The organism is Allorhizobium paknamense, from assembly GCF_030815125.1.
GTDB lineage: Bacteria > Pseudomonadota > Alphaproteobacteria > Rhizobiales > Rhizobiaceae > Allorhizobium > Allorhizobium paknamense.
The window spans coordinates 238,856-250,767 of sequence record NZ_JAUSWH010000005.1 but is presented as its reverse complement, the minus strand read 5'-3'; the positions used below and the strand labels follow the sequence as shown (position 1 = coordinate 250,767).

11 protein-coding genes are annotated in these 11,912 nt (G+C 60.7%); all 11 read left to right on the top strand.

Translation table 11 applies throughout. The features are described 5' to 3' along the window. Window positions 1-5: 5 nt before the first annotated feature. The 11 genes from QO005_RS10510 to QO005_RS10460 all read left to right on the top strand — a co-directional run bounded on the left by QO005_RS10510 (window position 6) and on the right by QO005_RS10460 (window position 11,910). Window positions 6-1,004: an ABC transporter permease gene (locus tag QO005_RS10510; protein WP_307157972.1), complete on the top strand. Its 999-nt coding sequence runs from the start codon at window positions 6-8 to the stop codon at window positions 1,002-1,004. 12 nt (window positions 1,005-1,016) lie between these two features. Further along, complete coding sequence (locus QO005_RS10505; RefSeq protein WP_307157971.1) at window positions 1,017-2,054, top strand: aldo/keto reductase; 1,038 nt, start codon at window positions 1,017-1,019, stop codon at window positions 2,052-2,054. Between the two features lie 24 nt (window positions 2,055-2,078). Beyond that, complete coding sequence (locus QO005_RS10500) at window positions 2,079-2,504, top strand: RbsD/FucU family protein (RefSeq protein ID WP_307157970.1); 426 nt, start codon at window positions 2,079-2,081, stop codon at window positions 2,502-2,504. A gap of 26 nt (window positions 2,505-2,530) precedes the next feature. Then, window positions 2,531-3,355, top strand: a complete 825-nt coding sequence (locus tag QO005_RS10495) for an amidohydrolase family protein (RefSeq protein WP_307157969.1) — start codon at window positions 2,531-2,533, stop codon at window positions 3,353-3,355. A 146-nt stretch (window positions 3,356-3,501) separates the two neighbouring features. Next, window positions 3,502-5,043 (top strand): sugar ABC transporter ATP-binding protein, encoded by a 1,542-nt coding sequence (locus tag QO005_RS10490; RefSeq protein WP_307157968.1) that lies wholly within the window; start codon window positions 3,502-3,504, stop codon window positions 5,041-5,043. Further along, a complete protein-coding gene (locus QO005_RS10485; RefSeq protein ID WP_370878044.1) occupies window positions 5,043-6,044 on the top strand; it encodes an ABC transporter permease in 1,002 nt (333 codons plus the stop codon). Before QO005_RS10490 ends, QO005_RS10485 begins: the two co-directional genes overlap by 1 nt. Window positions 6,045-6,055: 11 nt before the next feature. After that, window positions 6,056-6,997 carry an ABC transporter permease gene (locus tag QO005_RS10480; protein WP_307157967.1) on the top strand — a complete coding sequence of 314 codons (942 nt, stop codon included), beginning with the start codon at window positions 6,056-6,058 and terminating at the stop codon, window positions 6,995-6,997. A 39-nt stretch (window positions 6,998-7,036) separates the two neighbouring features. Continuing rightward, window positions 7,037-8,143, top strand: coding sequence for an autoinducer 2 ABC transporter substrate-binding protein (locus tag QO005_RS10475; RefSeq protein WP_307157966.1), 1,107 nt, complete (start codon window positions 7,037-7,039; stop codon window positions 8,141-8,143). 213 nt (window positions 8,144-8,356) lie between these two features. Further along, window positions 8,357-9,967 carry a peptide ABC transporter substrate-binding protein gene (locus QO005_RS10470; RefSeq protein WP_307157965.1) on the top strand — a complete coding sequence of 537 codons (1,611 nt, stop codon included), beginning with the start codon at window positions 8,357-8,359 and terminating at the stop codon, window positions 9,965-9,967. Window positions 9,968-10,062: 95 nt separating this feature from the next. Further along, window positions 10,063-10,980, top strand: coding sequence for an oligopeptide ABC transporter permease OppB (oppB, locus tag QO005_RS10465; protein ID WP_307157964.1), 918 nt, complete (start codon window positions 10,063-10,065; stop codon window positions 10,978-10,980). Between the two features lie 3 nt (window positions 10,981-10,983). Further along, complete coding sequence (locus QO005_RS10460; RefSeq protein ID WP_307157963.1) at window positions 10,984-11,910, top strand: ABC transporter permease; 927 nt, start codon at window positions 10,984-10,986, stop codon at window positions 11,908-11,910. Window positions 11,911-11,912: the final 2 nt, after the last annotated feature.

Genomic DNA, 11,912 nt, shown 5'->3' with positions numbered 1-11,912 from the left:
TCACCATGACGGACATGACCATGACCACGTCAGAACGGCGAGCCACAAAACGCGGACCGGATCTGCAAGGTTTTTTCCTGCGCTACGGGCTCTTCCTGCTGCTGGTGCTGGTCATCCTGCTGTTTGCATGGCTGCGGCCCAGCTTCATCAGCGCAGGCAATATCAATGACATGGCGCGCTCGGCCAGTATCGCGGCGCTGATGTTTCTAGGCCTCACCTGGATCATCGCGGCGGGCGAGATCGATGTGAGCTTCATGTCGGTGGCAGCCCTTGCCAATATGGTTGTGGCGGGGCTGGTGGTTTCAGGCCATGGCTGGGCCATCGCCTGTGTGGCGGGGCTGCTGGTCGGCATCGTCTTCGGGTTCGCCAATGGCTTGCTGGTGGCCATCTTCCGGCTGCCCGCGCTGGTCATCACCATTGCCACCGGCGGACTGGCCGGATCGATTGCGGCAGCCATTGGGCTGGGCACCTCGATCTCGCTCTCCTCCACCGGCTTTATTGGAACGCTGCTGCATGTCAATTTCGGCGTGCTGCCGCTGTTGACGGTGGTCGTGGCGCTTCTCTATGGTGCCGCCTGGTTCGTGCAGGAAAGGCTGACTTTCGGGCACTATCTTTATGCCCTGGAGCAGAACCGTTCGGCGGTGATCGAGGCGGGCGTGCCGGTCAACCGGCTGCTGCTGATGCTCTATATTCTCTCCGGTGTCGTCTCGTCGCTTTCCGGCATTCTGCTGACGGCGGATCTCTCCTCCGGTCAGCCGTATATCGGCACCTCCTATTTCATCGACGGGCTCACCGCCGTGCTGCTGGGCGGCATGGCGCTGAAATTCGGCAAGCCCAACGTGATCGGCACGGTTACCGCCGTGCTGTTGCTGGCAGCCTTGCTCAGCGGCGCCGCCCTGCTCGGCTGGACGGATGCACAGCGCCAGATCGTGCGCGGCGTGCTGCTGTTGTGCGGCGTTGCCGTTGTCGTCTGGGCGCGGCGCAAGACTCGCGCGCATATTTGAATGGGATGAGGAATGAGCATGAAAGCGACTGACAAACGGCCCGTTGGCAAAACCGGTATCAGCGTCACAGCACTCGGTGTCGGTACGGCACCGCTCGGCGGTCTTTACGCCTCGGTGGCGAAGGAAGACGCCATGGCGATGCTGAACGCGGCCTGGAATTCCGGCATCCGCTATTTCGATACAGCACCGATGTATGGCAATACCCGCTCCGAGCATCTGACCGGCGAACTGCTGAGGGAAAAGACCCCCGAGGCCCGAGACTGGGTGATTTCCACCAAGGTGGGCCGCTTGATGACCACGGAACGCGCTGGCCGCAAGCTGCCGCCCGCCCCGCCGAAAAACCCGCTCGATCCGGGCTGGTGGAATGGCCTCGATTTCCGCGAAGTGTTTGATTACACCTATGATGGCGTGATGCGCAGCTTCGATGACAGCCAGCAGCGTCTCGGCTTTCCCCGTCCGGACATTCTCTATGTGCATGACATCGGACGCGTGACCCATGCCGACCTGCATGAGCATCACTGGAACGCCCTGACCAGAGGCGGCGGCTTCAAGGCGCTCACGGAACTGCGCGATGCGGGCGATATCAAGGGCTTTGGCCTCGGTGTCAATGAATGGCAGATCATCCGCGACGCGCTGGAAGAGGCCGATCTCGATTGCTCCATGCTGGCGGGTCGCTACACACTGCTCGATCAGGATGCCGAGGAGGACTTCCTGCCGCTGGTGCAAAAGCGTGGCATGGCGCTGGTGGTGGCGGGGGTGTTCAACTCCGGTATTCTCGCCTCTACCTCGGGGCGGCGAAAATTCAACTATGCAGATGCCCCCGCCGAGATGATCGAGCGGGCCGAAAGGCTTCGCGCCGTCTGCGATGCGTTTGAGGTGCCGCTGCCTGCCGCCGCCATCCAGTTTCCGCTGCGCCATCCGACCGCCACCTGTGTGGTGATCGGCGCCAAGACGGCTGAGCAGATCTCGACGAATATCCGATGGTTCGAGCAGGACATTCCTGAAGACCTCTGGACGACATTGCGCGCCGATGGCCTGATCAACCGATAGTTTCCATTTTCCAGGAGGAACCCCATGCTGAAAACCATCAACCCGCTTTTGACCGGTGAACTGCTCGCCATTCTGGCCGACATGGGCCATGGCGACGAAATCGTCATCGCGGACGCCAATTTCCCGGCTGTGACAGTGGCGGAGCGCCTGATCCAGATGCCGGGTATCGATGCCTCTTCGGTTGTCGAGGCCGTGCTGTCGCTGATGCCGCTGGATGACTTCGTCGATTTTCCTGCCGCCGTCATGGATGCGCCGGGCGATCGTCCGACAATCTACGCCGAATTCGAGACGATCATCGAAAGCGCGGAAAAGCGCCGCATTCCCTTGGAGCCCATCGATCGCTTCGCCTTTTACGACCGCTCCAAGACCGCCTTCGCCGTGGTCTCGACCGGCGAGCGGCGGCTCTACGGCAATATCATCCTCAAGAAGGGCGTCGTGCGTCCTGAGTAGCAGCAGTCATTGGGGAGGAAACCGGCATGCTCGACAGTCATCAACATTTCTGGAAGGTGGAGCGCGGCGATTATGGCTGGCTGACACCCGATCTCGGCACGATCTACCGGGATTTCATGCCGGAGGATCTCACCCGCGAGATGCGGCGGGCCGGCATAACCCGCACCATTCTCGTGCAGGCGGCAGCAACGCAAGCCGAGACCGATTTTTTGCTGGAGATCGCCGCCCGCACGGACTTCGTGGCCGGGGTGGTCGGCTGGATCGATATGGAGGCGGAGGATTTTGCCGCCCGTCTTTCCCGCTACCGGCAGAACCCGAGATTCCTCGGCATCCGGCCGATGCTGCAGGGTCTGGACGATGACGCCTATATCCTGCGGCCAAGCGTCATCGACAGCCTGAAAGCGGTGGCAGACAGTGGTCTTGCCTTCGATATCCTGACCTTCACCCGGCATCTGCCGCATGTGATTGCAGCGCTGAAACAGGTGCCGAACCTCAGGGCCGTGGTAGATCATATCTCGAAGCCGGAGATTGCAAAGGGCGTGCTCGATCCCTGGCGGGCGCATATCGAGGAGATTGCCGGTTTCAATTCTGTCTCCTGCAAGGTCTCCGGCATGGTGACGGAAGCAGGCGCCGATTGGGCGCTTGAGGATATCCGGCCTTATGTCGATCACGTCGCCCGCTGTTTTGGTCCGGACCGGCTGATGTTCGGCAGCGACTGGCCGGTATGCACGCTGGCGGCCAGCTACGGCGAGGTCGCCAATCTCACCCGCACGCTTCTTTCCAGCCACTTTGGCCCGGAGGAATTGCACCGGATTTTCGAGACGAACGCCGCCCGTTTTTACGGGGTTTAGAGCATAATCCGACCGGAGTGAAACGATGACGATCAAGATTATGCTTCAAAAAGAAACCGTTAGAGCGCCGATCTGATTCAATCAGATCGGAAAGCGCTCTAACAGCTGCCGGGCGGGAGACCGGCACATTTATGAGGAGGAATGCGTTGTCGTTGAATCGTGAGCAACAGAACGCGATCAGGCCCTATGTGCGGCTTGCCGGAATGTCCAAATCCTTCGGCCCGGTAAAGGTGCTGAAGGATGTGTCCTTCGATGTGCGGCCGGGCGAAATCCATGCGCTTCTGGGCGAGAACGGTGCTGGCAAATCAACGATGATCAAGATCCTGTCCGGTCTCTATCAGCCGGATGGCGGTGTCATGGAGATCGACGGCCAGCCCATGCGCTTTTCCACCGCCAGGGATGCCAATGCCGCAGGCATCGCCACCGTTTACCAGGAGCTTCTGCTGTTTCCGGAACTCACTGTCGCGGAAAACATCTTCCTCGGTCACTATCCGCGCCGGAAAATGGGCCGGATCGACTGGCCAGCGGCCCGCGCCAGGGCGCGCGATCTGCTGGACAGTCTCGACTGTCATGATCTCGATGTCGATACACGCATTGCCACGCTTTCGGTGGCGCAGCGCCAGCGGGTGGAAATTGCCAAGGCGCTATCCCACAAGGCCCGTATCCTCATCATGGACGAGCCCACCGCCTCGCTGACGGAAAAGGATGTGGCGCGGCTGATGGATGTGGTGCGCAGCCTCAAGGCGCGCGGCGTCGGCATCATCTATGTCAGCCACCGCATGCCGGAAATCTTCGCGCTGGCAGACCGCGTTTCGGTGCTGCGTGACGGCATGATGATCGACACCCGCGCCATCGGCGAAGCCGATGAAGCCACGCTCGTTTCGATGATGGTGGGCCGTTCTATCGAGCAGCTTTTTCCCAAAGGAGAAGCCAACATTGGTGAGCCGGTGCTGGAGGTAACGCGTCTCAATCACGGCCGTCTGGTTCGCGACATTTCCTTCACGCTGAAGCACGGCGAGGTGCTTGGGATCGCCGGTCTTGTCGGCTCGGGCCGCACGGAACTGGCGCTGACGCTGTTTGGCATCACACCCGCAATTTCCGGCGAAATCCGCGTGAAGGGCAAACCCGTTTCCATCCGCACGCCCCGGCAGGCCCGTGATCTCGGCCTGGCTTACGTGCCGGAAGATCGGGGCCTTCAGGGCCTCGTCAAATCCATGACCATCAATGAAAATCTTTCCATGGCCGCGCTTGACCGCATCGCGCCCGGTCTTTTCCTGAATTTTGCGGAGGAAGCACGCCGCGCCGTGGACGCGGTGAAACGGCTGGGGGTTCGGGCCAGGGCTGGCATTCACCAGCCGGTCGGGGAGCTTTCCGGCGGAAACCAGCAGAAGGTGGTGATCGCCAAGTGGCTGGAAACCATACCGGATATTCTGATCCTCGATGAGCCGACGCGCGGCGTCGATGTCGGCGCCAAAGCGGAGATCCATGCGATGATGAGCGATCTGGCGGCAAAGGGCCTCGCCATCATCATGATTTCCAGCGAATTGCCGGAGGTGATCGGCATGAGCGACCGCATTCTGGTGATGAACAATGGCCAGGTCACCGGCATGATCGACCGCGCTGATGCCACGCCCGAAACCGTGGGTGCCGCCATGACCGCGCAGGCCAAATCGATGGAGGTCGCGTAATGGCCGTCCTTCCGCAAAGCTCCACCCTCTCCACCCGCAAGGCGCCGAGCGCCCGCCCCTTTATTGCAAGGCTGATGAGCGATTACGGCCAGGAATGCGTGATCGTCGCCGCCATCCTGCTGCTCTTCGTCGTGGTGGGACTTTACAACCCCCGTTTTCTAAGCGCCTCCAACCTCAACACCATCTTTTCCGGCAATGCCTATATCGCGGTTGCGGCCATCGGCATGGCGATGGTGATCATCACCGGGCATATCGATGTCTCCATCGGTGCGCTGATCGGCGTGCTGGCCACCATTTCCGGCACTTTGGCCGTCTCCGGCGCGCCCGTCTGGGTGGCCTGGGGGGCGCCGATCCTTCTGGGAATGGCGGTGAATTTCATCATCGGCTGGCTGGTGGCCTATGCGCGCATTCCTTCTATCGTGGTGACACTTGGCATGATGTCCATCCTGCGCGGCGGGCTGATTTCCATCACCGGCGGCACCTGGATTTCCGGCCTGCCGAGAGAATTCATGATCGCGCAATGGAAGCCCTTCGGCCTGCCTTTCCCGATCATCGCCATGGTGGTGCTGACCCTGATTGCGGCGTGGTGGATGCGCAATTTTCCCTTTGGCCGTTCACTCTATGCCGTCGGCGGCAACCCGGAAGCAGCAAAAGCCACCGGCATTTCCAGCGAGAGACGCGTGCTCGCGGTCTTCGTCATTCACGGGGCCTTTGCCGGCATTGCCACCATTCTCTTCGCCACGCAATTGCAGGTCATCCAGTCCACCGTGCCGCCAAACCTGGAACTGACGGTGATTACCGCCGCTGTCATCGGCGGAGTTTCCATCCTCGGCGGATCGGGCACCGTCATTGGCTCGACGCTGGCGGCCATTCTGTTTGCCACCATCGGCTCGGCGCTGATTTTCGTGAATGTCTCGGCCTACTGGCTGCGCGCCGTGATCGGCGGGCTGATCCTGATCACCGTGCTTGCGGACATGATCCGCCGCCGTCCGAAAAAGTAAGGAAGAGCACCATGTCCCTGCGCATCCTGTTTCGGCACGAAACCATTCTCGCCCTCGTGGCCGTGATCCTGCTGGTGGCCCTTGCCTTTCAATCCAGCCAGTTCTTCACCGGGGCCAACCTGCTCAATCAGGGACGGTTGATGACGGAAGTCGGGCTGGTCGCCATCATCATGACCTTTGTGATCATCACAGGCGGCATTGATCTCTCCGTCGGCTCGATCCTCGGGCTCACCGCCATCCTGACCGGCGTTTTCTGGCAAAATCTCGGCCTGCCGCTGGTGGCCGCCGCCTGTCTTGCCATTGCCGTTGGCACCTTTTGCGGTTTTATCAACGGCTTCGTCATCACCCGTTTCGGCGTACCGCCGCTGATTGCCACATTGGCGACGCTGGCGCTCTATCGCGGTCTTGCCGAAGGCATCAGTCAGGCGCGCTCCGTGCGCGGCTATCCGGACTGGTTCTATGTGCTGGGCCAGGGCAATGTTCTCGGCGTGCCGACCCAGCTCTGGATCCTGATCGTTTTCGCCATCCTTGCCAGTGTGCTGCTGGCCACCACCCGGATTGGCCGCAGCATCTATGCCATCGGCGCCAATGAAGTGGCGGCCTTCTTTTCCGGCCTCTCCGTCAACCGCACCAAGATTGCCGTCTACACCGCCTCCGGCTTTGCCGCAGCACTGGCGGGGGTGATCTTCGTGTCGCGCGTCTCCACCACCCGCTCGGACATGGGCACGGGGCTGGAACTCGACGCCATCACCGCCGTCGTGCTCGGTGGCACATCGATCTATGGCGGACGCGGCAGCGTCATCGGCACGCTGATCGGGCTTGTCGTCATCCAGAGCCTGAAAAACGGGCTGTCGCTGGCAGGCGTCAAGGCGGAAGGCACAGCCGTACTGATCGGCCTGATGCTGATCGGCGCCATTCTCATGACCACGGCGCTCAATAAACGCCGGGCCTGAAAACAAGCAATTCATCTCGCATAAAATGGAGGAGGAACCATGCTGAGATCAATGATCACCCCCCTGCTGGCACTGGCATTGTCGGCAGGCACATCGCACGCCGCCCCCGCCTGGACCGGTGCCGACGACCAGCCCACCAGCCCGCTGGCCTGCGACGGCGCACCGGCCGCAGCCGCACCCGTTGCCTATAATGGCGGCACGCCAACCAAGGCGCCGGAACGCAAGGGCAAGACCATCAAGGTGGTGGACGTGCCGAAGCTGGTCGGCATCGGCTATTTCAACTCCACGTCTCAGGGCGTGAAGGAAGCCGCCAAGGAACTGGGCAATGTCGACGCCAAGACCGACGGCTCCACCAAGGCCAATATCGACGACCAGATCACCCTGATCGACAATTACATCACCTCCGGCGTCGATGGCATCCTGTTTTCCGCCAATGACCCGGTGGCGATTGCCCCGGTGTTGAAAAAGGCGCTGGCGGCAGGCATCAATGTCGTGGGCTATGATGCGGATGCGCAAGCCGATGCCCGGCAGTGGTTCGTCAATCCGGCAACGCCGAATGGCGTGGCCAAATCGCTGATCGATACGCTGGCCAAGGAAATTGGCCCGGACGGTTCGTTCGCCATCGTCACATCCACCTTCACCACGCCCAACCAGGCGCGCTGGATTGCGGAAATGTCAGCCTATCAGGCCAAGTGCTATCCAAAGATGCAATGGCTGGAAACGGTGGAAGCGCAGGAGGACAATATCCTCTCCTTCAATCAGGCCAATACGTTGATCAACAAATATGGCTCTGATCTCAAAGGCATTATCGGCATGACCAGCGTCGCCACCCCCGCCGCCGCCGATGCCGTGACGCAGGCCGGCCAGTGCGGCAAGGTCTCGGTGGTGGGCCTTGCCACGCCGAACCCGATGAAGCCCTATATCAAGGCCGGCTGCGTGAAATCCGCCGTGCTGTGGAGCACCGTGGATCTCGGCTATGCTGCCATGGAAGCCCTGCGCGCCGCAGCCGATGGTACGCTGAAGCCGGGCGACAAGACGTTCAAGGCAGGCCGTCTGGGTGAGTTGCAGATCATCAATGGCAGCCAGATCCTGCTCGGCAGCCCCGCCGTCTTCACCAAGGACAATATCGACAAGTTCGATTTCTGACGACTTCCAGCCACTTCCGCCACAGAACAAAAAGTTGTATTCGGGGATCTGATGCAATCAGATTCCCGTTTTTGTGCTGACGGGAAACCTTTCCACGCGACAAGCGGAGATAAGTTGCCAAGCTACCAAAACTTGCCCTAAAAAGCACCAGGCACTATTTCTGCATATTATTTGTGCGAATAATGCGAAATATCTTATAAAAGGGGATGCTTGATGAAGTGGACGCTGATCTGCACTGCCTGGGCCGCTTTGGCTATGGCCACACCGTCGCTGGCCGCCACGGTGGCCGAGGGGGACAAGCTGGCGCAAAATCAGGATCTGACCCTGCGTCTCCTCGATTCCATCAAGACGCTTGATCCGCAGCTGAACTCCGATACGGACGGCTCGACGCTGGATGCGCAATTGCTCGAGGGGCTTTATACCCAGGCGCCGGATGGCAAACTGGTGCCGGGCGTCGCAACCGGCTATGACGTCTCCCCGGATAAGCTCACCTATACCTTCCATCTGCGCCCGGAGGCGAAATGGTCGAATGGCGAGCCGGTGACGGCGGGCGATTTCGTCTATGCCTGGCAGCGGCTGGTCGATCCGAAGACCGCCTCGGAATATTCCTGGTTCCTGGCCACGATGAAGGTGAAGAATGCGCAGGCCGTGATCGACGGCAAGGCACCGCCTTCCGATCTCGGCGTCCGGGCGGTGGACGACCATACGCTCGAAGTTACGCTCGATACGCCGATTTCCTATCTGCTGCCAATGGTGGCGCATACCCCAACCCTGCCGGTACTGAAATCGGTGGTAGAGAAATATGGCGATGCCTGGACCCAGCCTGGCAACATGGTCGGCAATGGCGCCTATGTGCTGAAGGAGCATCAGATGGGGCAGCAACTGGTGCTGGCCCGCAATCCGGCCTATTGGGACAATGCCCATACCATCATCAACACCGTCACTTTCAAGGTCATCAATGACGGCAATCAGGCCCTGACCCGCTATCTCGCAGGCGAGTTGGATGTCGGCCCAGTTCCCACGGGCCAGTTCCTGCGGTTGCAGAAGGAGCATCCCGAAGAGGCGCATTCCACCCCCAATGCCTGCACCTATGGCTATCTCTTCAATGTCGGCCCCAATGGTCCGGCCGCACTGAAGGATGTGCGGGTGCGCCAGGCACTGTCGCTGGCGGTCAACCGCGACGTGATCGTCAAGAACATCCTGCAAGGCGGGCAGAAGCCGGCCTATAGCTGGACCCATTGGGCCATGGCCGGTTTCAAGGCGCCCGATTTCCCCGAAGCGCACATGACGCAGGCCGAGCGCGACGCCAAGGCCAAGGCACTCCTCAAGGAAGCGGGCTTTGGGCCGGACAAACCGCTGAAGCTGACGATCAGCTACAATACCGATGAAGGCCACAAGAAGATGGCCGTGGCCGTACAGCAGTTCTGGAAGGCGCTGGGCGTCGATGTGACGCTGGAAAACATGGAATGGAAGGTGCTGATCGACCGCTACGGCAAGGGTCAGTTCGAAGTGGGCCGTTATGCCTGGTGCGCTGATTATGACGAGGCCTCGACCTTCCTCAATTACTTCCTCAGCAACAATACGTCGAATTACGGCAAATTCGCCAATGCCGATTACGACAAGCTGATCCAGGAGTCCGCGACATCCGGTGACGCCAATGTTCAATATGACAAGGCGGAAGCGGTCCTGCATGAGCAGATGCCGGTTGCGCCGGTCTATTTCTATACCTCCGTCAGCCTGGTGAAGCCTGACATCCGCGGCCTGCCGGTGCAGAACGTGCTGAACAACTGGTATGCCCGCAACGTCTACCGCGTGGCGAAATAAGCATTTGCCGGGCAGGCGGTTGGCCGCCTGCCCGGCACCGATCTTCAGCGGCTCTCAAGACGCTCCTCAGACAATGGATGCGGCGGAAAACCATAATGCTTCGATTCATTCTCCGGCGTTTGCTGGTGGCCATACCCACCATTCTGGTGCTGATCGTGGTGTCCTTCCTGATCATGCATCTTGCTCCCGGCAATCCCTTCAGCCGCGAGCGCGCCTTGCCGCCGGAGGTGATGGCGAATATCCAGGCAAAATACGGCCTCGACAAGCCGCTCTGGGCGCAGATCATTGCCTATCTCTGGGCGATCGTCACCCGCTTCGATTTCGGCCCCTCCTTCGTCTATACCGACCAGACGGTGAATTCGATCATCGCCCAGGGTTTTCCCGTGACACTGACCTATGGCGCCATTTCCTTCGTCGTCGCCGTGCTGGTGGGCATGTCGCTCGGCATCGTCGCCGCCATCCGGCACAATTCCCTGCTGGATCATCTCTGCGTTGGCGTGGCCGTGGGGGCGCATCTCCTGCCAAGCTTCGTCATCGCGCCGATCCTGGTTCTGGTCTTCACGCTCTGGCTGCGCTGGTTGCCGGGCGGCGGCTGGGGTGGGCCAAGCTATCTCGTCATGCCAGTCATCGCGCTGTCGACCGCCTATCTTGCCTCGATTGCCCGCATCACCCGCTCCTCCATGCTGGAAGTGCTGAACTCCAACCATATCCGCACCGCTCGCGCCAAGGGCCTGCCGGAGCGGCGGGTCATTCTCAAGCATGCGCTGAAACCGGCGCTGCTGCCGGTGATTTCCTATCTCGGCCCGGCTTTCGTGTCGATGATCACCGGCTCGGTCATCATCGACATGTTCTTCTCCACCGGCGGCATCGGCCGGTTTTTCGTGGATGCGGCCCTGAACCGCGATTACGCGGTGATGATGGGCGTGACCATTCTTCTGGGAAGCCTGACGATCCTGTTCAATCTGCTGGTCGATATCCTCTATGCCTGGATCGACCCGAAGATCCGGTATTGAGCCATGCTGACCGAGCCCCTGACCATGCAGAGCCTTGCCGAAACGCTGACAGAAGCGCCACCCAAAGGGCGCTCGCCCTGGGTGGATGCGCGCCAGCGTTTTCTGAAGAACCGTCTGGCCGTCTTCGGCCTGGCGCTGCTGATGCTGGTTGCAGCCTTTGCGCTGGCCGGTCCTTTCATCGCCGCCTGGCCGATCGACGAGATCGATTTCAACGTCATGGGCGATATCGCCACCGACGGCGTACCCTCGCTGACCAATGGCCATTTCTTCGGGGTCGATGAACTGGGCCGCGATCTCTTTGCCCGCACCGTGCAGGGCACGCAGATTTCGCTGGCCGTGGGCCTTGTCGGCGCGGCCATCGCGGTGGTGGTCGGTACAGTCTATGGCGCGGTGTCCGGCTATTTCGGCGGGCGGGTGGACAGCGTCATGATGCGGCTCGTCGATATCCTGCTCGCCATTCCCTACATGTTCATCCTGATCCTGATGCTGGTGATGTTCGGACGCTCGATCCTGATGCTGTTCATCGGCGTCGGCCTGCTCTCCTGGCTGGAGATGAGCCGCATCGTGCGCGGCCAGACGCTGAGCCTGAAACAGAAGGATTATGTCGAGGCGGCCCGTGCCATCGGCGTTTCCTCCGCCACCATCATTCGCCGGCATATCCTGCCCAATCTCATGGGCGTGGTGGTGGTCTATGCGACGCTGCTGGTGCCGGGCATGATCCTTTCGGAAAGCTTCATCAGCTTCCTTGGCCTTGGCGTGCAGGAGCCGCTGACCAGCCTCGGCACGCTGATCTGGGACGGATCCAAGACCATGGCCTATGGCACGCTCTGGCAACTGGCCTTTCCGCTGTTTTTCTTCGTCATCACGCTGTTTGCCTTCTATGTCGTCGGCGACGGTCTGCGCGATGCGCTGGACCCGAAGGATCGTTGAGC